This window comes from Paenibacillus sp. FSL R7-0210, from assembly GCF_038009085.1.
In the GTDB taxonomy this organism is placed as follows: domain Bacteria; phylum Bacillota; class Bacilli; order Paenibacillales; family Paenibacillaceae; genus Paenibacillus_AQ; species Paenibacillus_AQ silagei.
The window spans coordinates 4,154,749-4,170,967 of record NZ_JBBPAR010000001.1; the positions used below are offsets into that span (position 1 = coordinate 4,154,749).

The 16,219-nt window shown below is 50.4% G+C and carries 12 protein-coding genes; 5 read left to right on the forward strand and 7 right to left on the reverse strand.

Annotated features, from left to right (window positions below; translation table 11 throughout):
• The first annotated feature begins 2 nt into the window (after positions 1–2).
• Positions 3–2,255, forward strand: coding sequence for an FAD-dependent oxidoreductase (locus MKY64_RS17850; RefSeq protein WP_340954752.1), 2,253 nt, complete (start codon positions 3–5; stop codon positions 2,253–2,255).
• Between the two features lie 294 nt (positions 2,256–2,549).
• On the opposite strand, the gene MKY64_RS17855 is transcribed toward MKY64_RS17850, so the two are convergent.
• The 3 genes from MKY64_RS17855 to MKY64_RS17865 form a co-directional block, all read right to left on the reverse strand.
• A complete protein-coding gene (locus MKY64_RS17855; RefSeq protein ID WP_340954754.1) occupies positions 2,550–3,179 on the reverse strand; it encodes a hypothetical protein in 630 nt (209 codons plus the stop codon).
• A 110-nt stretch (positions 3,180–3,289) separates the two neighbouring features.
• The gene (locus tag MKY64_RS17860) at positions 3,290–4,405 is read right to left on the reverse strand and encodes a glycoside hydrolase family 88/105 protein (protein ID WP_340954757.1); all 1,116 of its coding nucleotides are present in this window, start codon (positions 4,403–4,405) and stop codon (positions 3,290–3,292) included.
• 34 nt (positions 4,406–4,439) lie between these two features.
• The gene (locus tag MKY64_RS17865; RefSeq protein ID WP_340954760.1) at positions 4,440–6,236 is read right to left on the reverse strand and encodes a glycoside hydrolase family 2 protein; all 1,797 of its coding nucleotides are present in this window, start codon (positions 6,234–6,236) and stop codon (positions 4,440–4,442) included.
• A 271-nt stretch (positions 6,237–6,507) separates the two neighbouring features.
• Here MKY64_RS17865 and MKY64_RS17870 point away from each other — a divergent pair, with 271 nt between their 5' ends.
• From MKY64_RS17870 to MKY64_RS17885, 4 genes are all read left to right on the forward strand, one after another.
• Positions 6,508–7,425 carry an ArsR/SmtB family transcription factor gene (locus MKY64_RS17870; protein ID WP_340954763.1) on the forward strand — a complete coding sequence of 306 codons (918 nt, stop codon included), beginning with the start codon at positions 6,508–6,510 and terminating at the stop codon, positions 7,423–7,425.
• A gap of 94 nt (positions 7,426–7,519) precedes the next feature.
• A complete protein-coding gene (locus MKY64_RS17875; RefSeq protein WP_340954766.1) occupies positions 7,520–8,917 on the forward strand; it encodes a SpoVR family protein in 1,398 nt (465 codons plus the stop codon).
• A gap of 235 nt (positions 8,918–9,152) precedes the next feature.
• Positions 9,153–9,896, forward strand: coding sequence for an MBL fold metallo-hydrolase (locus MKY64_RS17880; RefSeq protein ID WP_340954769.1), 744 nt, complete (start codon positions 9,153–9,155; stop codon positions 9,894–9,896).
• Positions 9,897–10,146: 250 nt separating this feature from the next.
• Positions 10,147–12,564, forward strand: coding sequence for a transglutaminase domain-containing protein (locus MKY64_RS17885; RefSeq protein WP_340954772.1), 2,418 nt, complete (start codon positions 10,147–10,149; stop codon positions 12,562–12,564).
• A gap of 433 nt (positions 12,565–12,997) precedes the next feature.
• Here the strand turns inward: MKY64_RS17885 and MKY64_RS17890 are convergent, their stop codons facing one another.
• The 4 genes from MKY64_RS17890 to MKY64_RS17905 are packed head-to-tail and all read right to left on the reverse strand — an operon-like array spanning position 12,998 to position 16,192.
• Positions 12,998–13,603, reverse strand: coding sequence for a DJ-1/PfpI family protein (locus MKY64_RS17890; RefSeq protein ID WP_340954776.1), 606 nt, complete (start codon positions 13,601–13,603; stop codon positions 12,998–13,000).
• 38 nt (positions 13,604–13,641) lie between these two features.
• On the reverse strand, positions 13,642–14,574 hold the full coding sequence (locus MKY64_RS17895; protein ID WP_340954778.1) for a VanZ family protein: 933 nt from the start codon (positions 14,572–14,574) through the stop codon (positions 13,642–13,644).
• Positions 14,575–14,628: 54 nt separating this feature from the next.
• Positions 14,629–15,546, reverse strand: coding sequence for an AraC family transcriptional regulator (locus tag MKY64_RS17900; protein WP_235191717.1), 918 nt, complete (start codon positions 15,544–15,546; stop codon positions 14,629–14,631).
• Between the two features lie 58 nt (positions 15,547–15,604).
• A complete protein-coding gene (locus tag MKY64_RS17905; protein ID WP_340954782.1) occupies positions 15,605–16,192 on the reverse strand; it encodes a TetR/AcrR family transcriptional regulator in 588 nt (195 codons plus the stop codon).
• Positions 16,193–16,219 lie beyond the last annotated feature (27 nt).

The following is a 16,219-nucleotide window of genomic DNA, read 5'->3' on the forward strand; positions in this document are numbered from 1 at the left end:
CAATGCGTAGTGAAACGGTCAACACGGATGTAACTGTGGTAGGCGGCGGACTGGCAGGGGTATGCGCGGCGATTGCGGCAGCCCGTCTAGGCCAGCGTGTGGCGCTGATTAATAACCGTCCGGTGCTCGGCGGTAACTCCAGCAGTGAGGTGCGGGTATGGGTATGCGGTGCAACCTCGCACGGCATTCACCGGTATGCCCGTGAAACGGGGATTATGGGCGAGCTGTTTGTGGAGAACCAGTACCGCAACAAAGACGGCAATCCGTATCTCTGGGATATGGTTGTGCTTGAAGCGGTTAAGGCCGAGCCGAACATTCAGCTGTTTCTGAACACGGATGTACATGAGGTCGATACTACCGAGGATGGCAGCGGCCAGCGGAGCATCCGGTCCGTGACCGGGTGGATGATGGGGTCGGAGCGGAGAATTACTTTTGAAAGCGCGGTCTTTCTGGACTGTACGGGGGACGGCCTGGTAGGCTTCCTGGCAGGGGCAGAGTACCGGCTGGGCCGTGAAGCACGCGAAGAATATAATGAGGAATGGGCACCGTTAATCGCAGATGATATTACGCTCGGCAGCACACTGCTCTTCTATACCAAGGACGCAGGTCATCCGGTCAAATTTATCGCTCCAGCCATGGCAAAGGATATTACACAAACCTCTATTGCCGAGCGCCGCATCATCCGCAGCGGCGACAACGGCTGCGCCTACTGGTGGATCGAATTCGGCGGCGAGCAGGACACTGTTCATGACAATGAGGCCATCCGCGACGAGCTGTGGTCTGTGATCTACGGGATCTGGGACTATATTAAGAACTCCGGCAAATTCGACGCGGACAACATGACGCTGGAATGGGTCGGCTCGACTCCGGGCAAGCGGGAGTACCGCCGGTTCATTGGCGATTATGTCCTGAATCAGAATGATATCCTGGCCCAGCGCGAATTCCCGGACCGCGTTGCGTTCGGCGGCTGGTCCATTGACCTGCATCCGCCGCAGGGAGTGTACGCTACAGAGTCAGGCTCGAAGCATATGTATTCGGACGGTAGCTATCACATCCCGTTCCGTTCGCTGTATTCGGTGAACGTGAACAATCTGCTGATGGCCGGCCGCGACATCAGCGCCTCGCATGTCGCGTTCGGCACGACCCGCGTCATGGCTACCTGCGCGGTCATCGGCGAGGCCGCCGGTATCGGCGCGGCACTCTGCGCCGCCAAGGGAATCTCGCCGCGCGAACTGCATGCGGCCCACCTGAACGAGCTGCAGCAGACGATGCTGCGCCAGGATGCTTCCGTCCTCGGGCTACGCAACGAGGATGATGCCGATCTGGCGCTGAAGGCTGCGCTCAGCGCGTCCAGCGAGCGGAGCCGGTTCGGCGTGGAGCAATCCTCATTCAGCGTCCCGCTCACAGCGAACATCGGCATCACCGTTGCGGTCGATCCGGGGCTGGACGGAATTGAGCTGCTGATCGATGCGGCCGAAGCCGCAGAGCTGACCGTCGAGCTATGGGAGACCGAACGGCCGGAGAATTATGTTCCCCATACGCTGGTTCAATTTGCATCAACTCCCGTTCAGGCTGGACCCGTGCAGTGGGTGAAGCTTCCGCTGCAATGGAAGCCAGAGTCACCGCGCAACGCGTTCCTGATCTTGAAGGCCAATCCTGCACTGTCGCTGCATATGGCGGATGAGCAAGCTTCAGGAATGCTCGCCTACGGGCATAGTGACACCCCCGCAGCCTCGCAGGATTTCGGCGAGAATCCGCCTGCACAGCCCGTAGTGCAGTGGGACAAAAAGAAATTCGATCACAAAGCCCCATGCCTTCGCCTGTCCGGGACAACGAGCGCCTTCGCTGCGGATAAAGTCATCGACGGCTACCTCCGCCCCTACGGAGGCCCGCACTTGTGGTCCTCTGACCCGATGGCCTCCGGTCAGCCGGAATGGCTGGAGCTGGCCTGGAACGAGCCGGTAACTCTGCGCGAGGTTCACGTTACCTTCAACGACGATGTCAACGAGGATCTGATCAACCTGCATCATCATATTACGCCTTACGAAATCCTGCCAACGCTCGTTAAGGAGTATCGTATTGAAGCTTACCTGGATGGTAAATGGACCACAGTTGCCGGGGAACGTGACAACCACAAGCGCAAGCGGGTACACACGCTGAACGAAGCTGTGACAACTGGCCGCCTGCGCGTGGTGATTGAGTCAACTAACGGAAGCCAGTATGCGGAGATTATTGAGGTGCGGGTGTACGGTTAAGGGAGCGGACTAAATTTAATACATTGAAATTTGAAGCGGAAGGCTATAGCATTTAAAATGTAGACTTCGGTAATACAGCTAAAACAAGTATGGATGGCAAACATGGTCAGTTAAGAATATCTCGCTTAATGCTGGAACCGCTGTAGGAACCCATACGGTATATGTTACTTTTGTGAAGTCCGATTCAACCACAGTTGCAAATTCAACCTGGTTCCAGTTCAAATAAAATGCAAACTGTTTGATGGATATTGAGCGGGGCCTGACTGCGGTCAGGCCCTTTTGACGCTGAAGGAGCTATTGATCCGTCCACTGCTCAAAGAGGTTGTACAATTCATCAAGGCGTTCCTCGTCTTCGGCCGCGAACATTAGCAGATGGGCACCGTTGTTGTTCATAATCATAATCAATTCACCCGGCCGGCCAAAAAAACGTACGCCCGTGTACAAATCTGAATCGGCTTGGCGGGATGGAAAGTTCTGCTCAATTCGCTCCGCAACAGCCTCATCGATATCCCAATATTCTTCGCTGCTATACTCCATCGCCAGCACTGCCTGCAAATGGGCCATGGCCAGCAAAAATTCCTTAACAGACGAACGCAGGCGCTCCCATTCGGCTCCGCTGCGCACATAGACGGGAGGATTATCAAGCTTCATATCCGCTGCACGGATTCCCCACACGCAGGCTTCTTGATTTTCGGTATAAAAGATGCAGTAATCTTCTTCCATATAACGCGGAAAATTGTGAGGCTGAACCAGAAAATCCTGAGTCGCGTTCAATGCAGAGTGGGCCCCAAGCTCCGTATAATACGCCCGCAACACCTGTGGAATATGCCCGTAGCGTTCCATCCACGGCGTTAACGATTCATTATCAAATCCGCACGGTTCCGTAATATGGAACAGGTCTCGAATCACTGTAAAGTCTGTCATTACTTATCCCTCCCCGTTCGTCGATATCCAAGTGTTAATTAACGTAATCTTAACATAGTTTATTGTAAAAAAAGCCTAATCCTTTGCTCAAGGATTAGGCTTTTTGCCGTTTAGTTTAACGCTTCATATAAAGCAATAAGAGCCAAGGACTGTCCGTACGCCATAGGTCGGAGGGCAATGTTCTTGTAATGCTCCTTATCCATCCCCATACCGGTTCCGGCCGACACATTCAGCACGGTTCCGTCTCCGCTAATATTTTGACATACCGACTGAATGGCCTTATCTGCCGCAGCCTGATAGGAGGAATCCAGAATACCGGCCTTAATGCCTTTGATAATCCCTGCGGCAATGGCGGCTGACCCGGATACCTCTTCATAGCTGGATGGGTCCTGCAGGACGGTATGCCAGAGACCGGAAGCTGCCTGGAGGGATACCAGAGCATTGACCTGAGCCGTATACGTATCAATCAGAAACCGGCGCAACCCCGGACTAATCGAATCCTGGCAGGCTTCCAGGTAATCGACGATACCATAGGTGAACCAGGAATTGCCGCGGCACCAGAAGATGCTGCCGAAATTATCATTGCGCTCGAAGCTCCAGCCGTGGAAGAACAGGCCGGTATGTTTGTCGAACAGATATTTGATATGGAGCAGAATCTGGTGTTCAGCTTCGTGTACCCACTCCGGCCGGTTAAACTTGCGTCCCGCCTGGTTCAGGAACAGAACCGCCATGAAGAGCGTATCAATCCATAACTGTCCATTGTGCAGGTGGATTCCATCCCGGTTGCCAATGGCAGTGACCGTATGCTGAAAGCCGCCTTCCTTCGTTTTGGGCAGCTCATGAATGAGCCAATCCGCATGCTCCCGGCATAGCTCTTCCAGTTCGCTGGAAGGCTCAAGCTGATCCAGGAGCAGCACCAGAGGCAAATAAGGAGCGGTCGTATTAATGTTTTTGGAAGGGAGTCCCACCTCCAGATTACGGGAAACCCAATTCCGGAAAAATTCCATGTAACGCGTATCGCCATAATACTTTTGCAGCTTGTACAGACCATAAAGGCCTACGCCCTGAGGCCAATCCCATTCTTCAATGCCGAAATCACGCTGCACAATCCCTACTCTGGTATCGGCCTGAACCACGGTTTTATCCTTTTCATAGTCGCTGCCGCCCAGATTCATTAGTCTGTCTACTACCAGCCCGATCTTCTCAAGCAATATTTCATTTGTCATCGATTATCAGCTCCTTATTATTCCTTAGGTCCGCTTAAATGGTCCGCAGATGCCACTGATCGTTAATTTCTTTAATTAATGCCAGATCGCATTTAGGTGTCCGGTCATAGGCCAACAGGCCATTAATCTCCTGCTCCACATCCGTTAACTGCGTATAACAATATCCATAAATAATCTTGGACGCGTATACCGCCTTCATGATTCTTCCGTATTCCTGAACAAGATCCTCTGCAGATTGTGCACTGGTATATCCCCAGCCGTCGTCAGCGCCAGCTTTATAGCTAATACCACCGAATTCAGTTAACAAAATGGGCTCGCCCCGATGCTCATATCCGTCTGCATATACACTTCGGGCTGATGGCTTGGAAGCAAGCATGGTATCTTTGGTAGAAAGAATCCGCTTGAACTCTTCATACTTATCGGGCTCATCTGCTCTACCATGCTGATAATTGTGTACCGCACAGATGTCAGTCAACGTCATTTCCCATCCGTCATTCGATATGACTAACCGGGTATTATCCAATGAATGAATAAGACTATACATGGCTACGCTGTGATACTGCTGCTGCTTATCCGATTTCACCATCGGAATGCCCCAGCTTTCGTTAAGCGGGACCCAGGCTACAATCGAGGGATGATTGAAGTCACGGTCAATAATCTCAATCCATTCTTTGGTTAACCGGGCTACAGCATCATTATTGTAAGAGGCGTTCGCCGCACATTCTCCCCATACCAGGAACCCTATCCGGTCAGCCCAGTATAAAAACCGCGGGTCCTCGACCTTCTGATGCTTACGGCAACCGTTGAATCCTAATTCTTTGGCTAACTCAATATCCTTCTTCAGATGCTCATCCGTTGGCGCTGTAAGCAATCCTTCCTGCCAATACCCCTGGTCCAGTACAAGCTTCTGGTAATACGGTTTGTTATTCAGGTAGACCATACCATTCTCTGTATGAACCTTCCGCATGCCAAAATACGATTGAATCGAGTCCACCTCAACCCCGTGATCGTACAGCTTCATTTCCACATCGAACAAATTAGGAGCTTCCGGGCTCCATGTCCAGCCGGCCCGATGGAAGTTGGTGCGGAATATTTTCAGACCAAACAGATCTACCATTCTGCGTGTTATAGGCTGTAATAATCGTACACGGTCCTGAATAACAGGTACTCCGCCAAAAGAAATACGAAGTTCCAAATCTAATTCTTCTGATCCATGTCCCTCCGATTTAACCTCTATCCCAACACTCCCTTGATCCAAATCCGGCGTAAACTTCACCTGCTGAATATGCACAGGGTTTACCGCCTCCAGCCACACAGTCTGCCAAATCCCGCTCGTGCGCGTATACCAGATGCTTTCCGGCTGCTCGATCCAGAACTGTTTGCCCCGGGGTATGGTCTCGTCTGTTGATGGGTCCTCCACGTGAACCGTTACCTGTTCCTCTTGTCCGGTTAAGGCATGGGTAATATCAAACGAAAATGAAGTGTGTCCGCCCTCATGCATCCCGATATATTGACCATTCACATACACCCAAGCTCTATAATCTACCGCTCCAAAATGTAATATCACCCGCTTCTGATACCAGTCCGGATCAAGTGTGAAATTGCGTTTATACCAGACATAGTCGTGAAAAGTGGTATCATGTATTCCGCTGGCAGGGGTCTGAAAAGCAAAGGGAACCTGAATGGTCTGGCTGAAGCTCTCACCTGGATCAAACCACCGCTGTGCGGCTCCCTCATTCCTGTCATCAAACTCAAATTGCCACGTTCCATTCAAGTTAAGCCATGCGTCTCTGACGAACTGCGGACGCGGATATTCCATCCTGTGTGTCATTTAGCTTCAGCTCCCATCTTAGTAGTCTACAACAATAAAAGTTAACTTTTTGTGGTTTTCACAGTAAACCTTCCTCGCGGGCAAGCAAATACTACCATGATGAAAGCGTTCTTTCAAGCTTATATCAGCGTTATCTTTGATTTTCAACTTTGTGGTATACAAAATAAAATCACCGCTTTAACAGAGTTATTATTGTTAACTAAAAAGTTAACAATATGTTATACTATTCAACAATCGGCGGAAGCCACAGATATGACAAGGAGGTATAATTATGTTCTTAGAACTCGACGATCATGGTATTTCTGTTCTGAAAGCACTGGCATCGGACACCAGAGCTTCGATTCTCAGACTATTGTTACATACACCGCTTACTGTCAGTGAGCTGGCAGTAAAACTAAACTTAAGCAAAGCTATCGTGTCACGCCATATCCGGTTACTGGAGGACGCCAAGCTCATCAAGCTCCAGGACAACATGGAGGCTGCCGACAGCCGAAAGAAGAATTTCATTGTTGCGGTAGATCATGTTGCCCTCAACTTACCGCAAAAGCTCCATCTTCCTTTTAAAGTCATTACGAATGAAATCAAGCTGGGATACTATTCTAATTTCTCAGTCACCCCTACCTGCGGATTAGCCAGCCAGGCTAAAATTATCGGCAAGTTAGATGATCAACGGACCTTCGTCTCCAATGACCGGATCGATGCATCCTTACTTTGGTTTGCCGAAGGCTTCGTTGAATATATGATTCCGAATGATTTCAACCATAATTTCACTGCAGAATTATTAGAGTTATCCTTAGAGCTCTCTTCAGAGTTTCCTGGCTCCAACAATAATTGGCCCAGCGATATTGCTTTTTATATCAACGATGTTTTTTTAGGCACCTGGACGGCTCCGGGAAACTTCTCCGATGTGCGTGGGAAATTAACTCCAAACTGGTGGGATAACGAACTAAGCCAGTATGGCCTTTTGAAGCATTTAAGAGTCACCAAGAAAGATACGGGAATAGACGGTCAAAAAATATCATCGGTTACACTCGCCCATTTAAAGATCGAAGATTCCCCCTTCATCAAGCTGAAAATTGGTATTGACGGGAATTCTAAGAACAAAGGCGGACTTACCATCTTCGGGGAGCACTTTGGAAATTATCCGCAGAATATGCTGCTTAAACTATTTTACACAGAAGCAGAGTAATGGATATTTAGGCTGGGCCTGCCCATCATACTCCCTCCCCTCCCCCCATATACATAGGAAGAACGGTTCACAAGCTGGAAGGAGAGATGGATGCATGCCCGGTGATGATGAGATTAAAGCGCTGGAGAGGTCGATTGCCGAGATTACGGAGATTGCTTCCGGGTTCGGGCTCGATTTTTATCCGATGCGTTATGAGATATGTCCGGCGGATATTATTTACACCTTCGGTGCGTACGGGATGCCTACCCGGTTCGGGCACTGGAGCTTTGGCAAAACCTTTCATAAAATGAAGGCTCAATACGATTTCGGCCTGAGCAAAATTTATGAGCTGGTCATTAACTCTAACCCCTGTTATGCCTTTCTGCTTGACGGCAACTCCCTGGTCCAGAATAAGCTTATCGTCGCGCATGTGCTGGCGCACTGCGATTTCTTCAAGAACAATATGCGCTTCTCCATGTCCAACCGGGATATGGTCGAGAGCATGGCGGCCACCGCCGACCGCATCAATGATTATTCCGTCACTTATGGCACAGACACTGTAGAAAGCTTCATTGATTCCGTGCTGGCGATCCAGGAGCATATCGATCCCAGCCTGATCCAACCGCGCAAGCTGGGCAAGACCCATCTGCTCGAAGCCAAGATGAAGGAGCGCAAGGACGCCCCTCCCGGCGGGCCTGGACCGGCTAATGCTTACAGTGAGCTGTGGGACTTGGAAAAGAGTGATGACGTCCCGCCAGTGCCGGAAACCGCTGGCAAACGCACTTTCCCCCCGGAGCCGGAAAAGGACATCGTCTGGTTCATCCAGCAATACTCCACCGCTCTGGAGGACTGGCAGCGCGACATCATGACGATGCTGCATGACGAGATGCTCTATTTCTGGCCGCAGATGGAGACTAAGATCATGAATGAAGGCTGGGCCTCCTACTGGCATCAGCGGATCATGCGCGAGCTGGACCTGACTGCCGAAGAGACTGTCGAATACGCCAAGCTGAATTCATCGGTGGTCCAGCCCTCCCGCCAGAGCCTGAATCCTTACTATCTGGGGCTGAAAATCTTCGAGGATATCGAACGCCGCTGGGACCGGGACAAAATGTTCGAGGTGCGCGAGCTGGATTCCGACATTTCGTTCATCCGCAGCTATCTCTCAAAGGAACTGGTGAACGACCTGGACCTCTATGTATTCGAGAAAAAAGGCCCGGAGTGGAAAATCACCGATAAGGCATGGGAGAATGTGCGCGACCAGTTGGTGCTGGCCCGGGTGAACGGCGGCTCCCCGTACCTCGTCATCCAAGATGCCGATTATGAGCGGAACGGCGAACTCTTGATTGCCCACCGCTACGAAAGCATTGAGCTGGATCTGAAATATCTGGAGCGCACGCTCCCGCATATCTATGCCCTCTGGGGCCGCACCGTGCATCTACAGACCGTTGTGGAAGACAAAAACGCCCTGTTCACCTATGACGGCAAAAAGGTGCAGCGACGGTTTATGTAAAGAAACATATGGGTTCCCACAACAAGCCGCAGTGTAGTTGCTATGTGCAATTACGCTGCGGCTTGTTTTTGATAACATAAGAGTTTATACCGTCCCATGACAACCAATCTGATACGAATGCTGCTTCTGCTCCAAACTTCAGTAAACTTAAAGATTGCTCCCCCGCATCTTTAGATCGCTCCCATTCGTTTATATAGTAAAGAGTACTAATTCATATAATAGGAGAGAAGAAAAGATGAAAATTTCGAATGGAGTAGAAATGCTGGAATTGCAGGTTGAAGTATTCGGCAGTCGTCAAGAATTGAATCCTACCCTGCTTTGGGACGATGAAGCTGCTATTTTAATTGATACCGGCACACCCGGTCAATTCGAGCAAATACGTGCAGCCATGAACGAGTGTGGAGTCTCCATGGATAAGTTGAAGGCAATCATTTTAACTCATCAAGATATTGACCATATCGGCAGTCTTCCTGAAATCCTGCAGGAACTTGATGGAGATATTAAAGTATACGCTCATGAGCTGGATAAACCATATATTGAAGGCCAATTGCCCCTTATGAAAGTGAATCTCGATAGTATGGCTTGGCAATTAGAATCCCTTCCGGAAGACGAACGTTTGAAAATAGTAGCCTACTTGTTAAAGAACTCTCCTAAGGCCAAAGTTGACAGAACCTTAGCTGACAGACAAGAGCTTCCATATTGCGGGGGAATTCAAGTTATCTTTACACCTGGGCATACGCCTGGACATATTAGTCTTTATTTGAAACAAAGCAAAACCCTTGTTGTTGGTGATGCAATGTTCAGTGTGGAAGGCATCTTGAGGGGACCCCACCCGCATTCCACACCGGATATGAACACAGCTTTCCGTTCCCTAGAAAAATATTTAGACTTCGACATTACATCGATTATTTGTTATCACGGAGGATTATGTAAGGGTAACGTTAATGACCAGCTCCAAGAGCTTGTCAGGAAAGCGTAAACGGCTTAAACAAATACTAAAGAAATGTCGAAAAGTATGACAAGTGTGTTGCCCAGAAAATAATAAATCCGCCCTTCCCATCGCCCCCTCTCCCCCATATCCCCTGCTGCAAAAAATACTTAAATATAAATTATCCCAATTTTGTTTTAATAGTATCTGTATGGGTTAAATATCTCCTGTGATTTATAATGGGTAATTCTGGATGGTCTACAATTACCCTCATACAGAAACCAGACGGGAGAGGACGTAAGTGAAAGTGAAACAAATGGCAATACTGCTGCTCATCATGTGTGTGATTCTGACAGGCTGCATGGGGGGCAGCAAAGAAGGAAGTCCAGCACCTTCATCCAGCCCGGCCGCCACGGCAACTGCCGAGACGAAGAACACTTCGGGGAACCCTCCGCCGGAGGCTTCACAGACCGTGTACGATCTGAAGCACAAGTATGATTCGGACGAAGCAGATCACAATCCGGGCATCATGCCTATGTATAATGTGGAGCAGGATATGGAATTCATCTTCAGATTCAATACCGATCTTGGCTCAGAAGCCATTGGCAAGACGTTATCCGTACATACCGATATCGAGGCGCTGCCGGAGAGCAAGGTCGCGACCCTTGAGGATTCACAGCTCGTAGACGGCAAAAGCGTGTACTCCATCAAGCCGCTCGGCTTTGGCGTCCTTCCCTCCGATTCTCTGCGTGCCACGGGAGACAGTTCCTGGGGGAACGCCCCGGTCTACTACATCCGGCTCAACTATGACCTGGATGCCAAGTCGCCTACTCTGCTGAAGCAGCCAGTGATCATCCCGTTTACGGTGAAATCGGATCTGCCCACGCCGACGCTGCAAGCCGATATCAGTCCTGACGGAAGACTGACTCTGGTGTGGAATGAAGTTCCGGGCGCGGAAAGCTACAATATTTACAGCGCCTCCCATATTACAATGGAGAACATCAATGAGCCGCTCAGCGGCGCCGAGCAGGGCTATGCGGATCAGCGTCCGCTGCTGATTGCAACAGTGAAGGGCACTTCGTATAACGATTTCATGAAGGACGGACGCGGTGCGCTCGGTGTAGTAGATGAGACGATTACGAGCGTACAGAATAACAATGTCCAGGGGGAATATTACGTCACTGCCGTTCAGGGTGACAAAGAATCCCGGTTCAGCCGTTCGGCAGATACCGTGGCATTATCCAAACGGCTGCCGCGCACCGTGGCTCCTGAGGATAACATCAACCTGAAATTGTACAAGAATGCCAAAGAGCTGCCAAAGACCGTTCCGGTCCAGTTCATTGACGGCTCCAAAGCCTCAGTAACAGTGATGTACGATACCGGAGCTGTGACTCTTAAGGCTTCCGGTCCAACCGATGTCCCGTACACGATACAAGGTACTGCGCTCAAAGGCTATGTCCAGGTTACGCAGTTGACGGAAGCGGATATTACCAGTCTTGCAGCCGCCCAGAGCAACAAGGCGAATCCCGGGTATGTGGAGCCGCAGAATGACACGGATTATGTGCCTGCACCGGATGTACCGACCATCATTGACAACAACAATAACGGCAACGCCAGTGAACCTGGAGATAATGTCATCGAACAGCAAAAAGAAAATACCAAGAGCAAGGTAGAGGAAGGCAACAAACAGGCGGTTCCGGGCACCACGATACGGGCAGACCTGATTCATGCAGACTCTGCGCTAGAGGAATATCTCGCGTTGACCCTGATGAACGGCGACACCGAAATCTCGCTGCAAGCCTTCCCGGAGGCGCAGAATGCCCGTACCCTGGTGGATGTAATTGAGAAGGTAGTCTACCAGAACCCGCTCATTCTCGGCTTCCGCGGCTATGGCTACGATTATGAGAAGCTGACGCTGAATGTGAAGTACGATGATTCTGCCGAGATCATCCGCTCCAAGCAGAAGGAGATCCTTGCCGAGGCAGATAAAGTAATCGCTGCGGTGATCAAGGAAGGCATGAGCGCGGATGAGAAACAGATGGCGATCTACGATTATCTGAATGATAACACCGCTTATGACGATGCTGCACTGGAGAATGCCATGGAGCAAGAGTTCAAGACAGTAGATGCGAAGTATAACGATTCTTTCAATACCTATGGCATTCTGGTTAAAAAAGTCGGGGTATGCATGAGCTATGCCCATACCTTCCAGCTGCTCTCTGATCTCGTCCAGGTCCCTTCGATGGTCGTCACCGGAACCATGAGCGGCGTGAATCACGCCTGGAACAAGGTGAAGATCGGCGACGAATGGGTCAACGTTGACCCGACCAATAACGCCACCAATACCGGACTTCCTTATCTGCTCTATAACTCCAATGACGCTACAGCCTCCGATGTAGAGTATGTGATGGACAAGGCCTACTGGCTGGACCATGAGCTGCCTCAGTTCAAGGCCACCAGCAATGCCTACGATTATTACGTGACGCAAGGACTGGAAGTAGATTCCCTGGAAGCCTACAAGACCAAGCTGGCCGAACAGCTGAAGAAAGGCGAGACGCTGGTAGTTCTGCGCGTTCTGGGAAATACCGACAGCTCGGAGCTCATGCAGAAAACCGCCGAGGTCATCAAGCAACACGATGCCGCCAAGCTGGATAGTGCAGGCATGGTTGAGCTGGGAAGCTACGTTGCGGTTCAATTGGACGCTGCAGCCGGGCAATAAACGGACAAGAAAAGGCAAGCCCCTGCTACGGGCTTGCCTTTTTTGCTGTTAGGGAATTATGATTTACGCCTGCCCATGGATAGGTGCTCTTACGAATGAGGAATCCAAAATGTAGACGAAAAACCGACCACATTGAGCTGTGACACAGGCATATGACCAAATGTAGACGAAAAACCGACTACATTGAGCAGTGGCACAGGCATATGACCAAATGTAGACGAAAAACCGACCACATTAAGCAGTGGCGCAGGCATATGGCCGAATGTAGACGAAAAACCGACTACATTAAGCAGTGGCGCACGGATATGGCCAAATGTAGGCGAAAAACCGATCACATTGAGCGGCCGCAAAGGTGCATCCACCGGATATATGGGCAAAAGGCAAGCCCTGATGCAGGGGCTTGCCTTTCTTGTAGAATCACACCGCCCTCTGTCTATTCCACTTCATACGGATAGTAGATATCGCTCAGCTTACCTGCCTGGTAGTAAGGGTACTCCAGTTTTTTTTGCACCAGGCGTGCAGTGTCTGTATCCACTAAGCACTCAATCAGGTACAGACCAAGATCGATCGAGGACGTTACTCCGCCTCCGGTGAAGGTATCACCGTCCCGGACGGCCCGGGCCTTAATGACTTCCCCGCAGTAAGGGGCAAGCAGATCGTAGGCTGACGAGTTCGTGGTCGCTTTTTTCCCCTCTAAGAATCCTGCCGCCCCTAAGAGCAGTGCCCCCGTGCACACCGACACTTTATAACGTGCGCCTTCTGCCGTCCGTATCCAGCTTATGAACTCCTCATCATTGCGGAGTGTCCGGGTCGGCATGCCGCCCGGGAGGAAGACCAGATCGAAATCCCCCAGATCAGGCAACACCTCATTAGCCTTCATGGTCAGCCCCCGGTCATCCGTCACCTCCGCTTTGTTGGCGCAGAAGGTCCAGGATACATCCTCCTTCGCCTTCAGGATCGCCACCCAGCTCACCGCTTCATAGAACCCCACAAAATCCATGCTGGTCATGCCGTCGAACAGAACAAATGCCATTTTCATAACCGTCACCCATCCTCTCTGAATAGAAGATCAAGCACTCATTGCCAGAAATACTGCATCTTCTTATACCCCACATCCCATACTTTCAAGCCGCCTTTAATCGTGATCTTCAGCTCATCCCCGGGCTCAACCGGCATCTCATATACCACAGGGTACTGTTCAGGATTAGTACGCTGAAAATCTCCAGTATAATTCAGAATCTCCTGGCCATCCCGGGTAATACTGATCTCACCGGAATAATCCGTTGGTTCGGGGTTTCCGAAAGTGAAGGAGAAAATCGTCTGTCCCTCAGACTTGTACGTGAATGTTCTGGAATCTCCGCCTTCAGCGCCATACAGATTAGAGCGGAGCGGTATCTTCTGTCCGTTGATTTGAATACTATCCGGTTTGTCTGCGGATGAATTGCCCGAGGTGTCCGTCCATTCCATGATCGCCGTAAACGGACCCTCTACTTTAGTTAATATTTTGTCTACCGCCGCGCCTAGTCCCCATAAAGCTATAAAAAGAACCAACCCTGATATAGCCGTTGCCACCAGATTGCGCCCGAGGCTGCGGTTACGGAAACCAAGCTTGTACGCTCCGAAGCCGAGGGCTGCCCCAACCGAATTCTGAAGAGCGTCGTTGATATCGAAGCTGCCCAGGAAGGTAAGAGCCTGGATCGTTTCAAGCACAAGAATCGCGATGAAGAATAAGGTGATGAACCGGACGAAGCCGACCCGGTACAGCCATGGAATCAATATGCCGAAAGGAACAAACGCAAGCGTGTTCCCGAAACCCACCATACTCATGAGGCTGGGATGTAGAAGATCAGATGGATACGGCAGCAGAAGGAAGTTATCGGGCATGAAAATAAAGGTGTAGACGGTATGATCCGATGCCTCACCTCTGCCGAAAGCAAAGAACATAAAATAAAGAACAAACAGTGTGTACAATATAGTTACCGTTAGCAAATTCTTGCGTTGTTTGACCATGGTTAACTCCTTCACTCTACATTTCCACTTATTTCAATTAAACGGTTAGTGGTTTCATGAAACCCGTTCCCGTACAGGGACATAAATCTCCATCACGGAATCCACGCGGGCGTGACAGCGTTCGTCGTAGAACTCAAAGTTCAGTTTATCTTCGTCATGCATGTAGCCGCTGCCCGGGAACCAGTCCTCGAAGATATATCTCCAGGTACTCTTGACCACCTCGGCAAAAGTCTCCGGTCTCGCCTCATCAGTAGCGTCCACCGGAGGTGTCGTGAATACCACGTACTGCGCCGCCGGTACAGCAGCCGTAAGCATGTCAGGAGTGACCTTACTGAAGTCCTCCACTATAACCCCCAGCAGATACACAGCATTACCGCCAGCGTCTGACGGTATACATAAGCCGACCTCCCCGTGCTTCGGCGGATTCAGCTTTGCGTACATCTGATCCTCCAGATTGTCACCCTCATAGTAATACCAGAAGGAAGCGACATCCTGCGTTGCATTCCCGGCCTCTACATCCGTCTCGATTCCATACCCCGCTACGTTAAAAGCAGGCTTCGTCACCAATACAGGCTCCGCGATGTATTCCTTGATGTCATACGCCAGCCGGTCCCGGACATAGCCGTTCATCCGCGCCGCATACTGGGAGGGGCTGTAGCCGTAAGACTTGCGGAAGGCTTTGGCGAAGCCGCCGGGAGTCTCGAACCCATACTCCAGCGCGATGTCCGTAATTCTCCGCCCGTTGAACAATTCAACGGCAGCCCGCGACAATCTCCGGGTGCGCACATATTCCATGACCGGCATGTCCTGAGACTGGCTGAACATCCGGCAAAAATGAAACAGCGAATAACCCGCATACGCCGCAATCTGCTCCGCTGTCAGCGGGTCCATGAGATGCTCCTCAATATAATCAATACTCCGCCCGATCTCTCTGCTGTAATTCAGTGACTCCACCGGCCTTTCAGTATACATAGGTGCATACATTATAGCAGATGGCGGCCTGCGGGACTGATCCAGTCTTGCTATATAATCAGCTCTTCGTATCCGTCAAGCCTTTCATGATGAATTCCACTATATAATCCAGAAGCTGCGGAAAATGGCTTGCCCCGATCTCTTCCTTGTGAATGTCGATATACGGAATAGAGTTGAACAAAGCTAGAATCATCCCGTCCTCCAGATCTGTTCTGATTTTCCCCCTGGACTTCCAGTGCCGGATTAATTCCAGCGTGCCGCTGTTCATCATTTCATGAATACCCTCTATTCCGCCATGCTCATAGAACTCCTTCTCCAGCTTGCTGAAAAGAGCTTTGTTGTACCATTCCTTCAGGATTGGATTCGTATTGATCCCGCTGTAATTAAGCGCCATGATTTCTTTGAGCACTTTGGCAGGCTCGTCGTCCAGATTGACCGAAGATTGCAGGATGCTCCGCTTCAGCTTCTCGTTCTCCTGCAGATAAATATCGATGAACAGCTTCTCTTTCGAAGCGTAATAATTATAGAACGTGCCTACGGCATATCCGCACATTTTGGTGATGTCGGAAATATTGGTGTCCTTGAAGCCCTTGGAGCTGAACAGCTCTTTGCCGCATCTGAAAATCTCAGCCTTCTTATCTTCCATCCGTAAGCCCTCCGCGCCTGAGTGAAT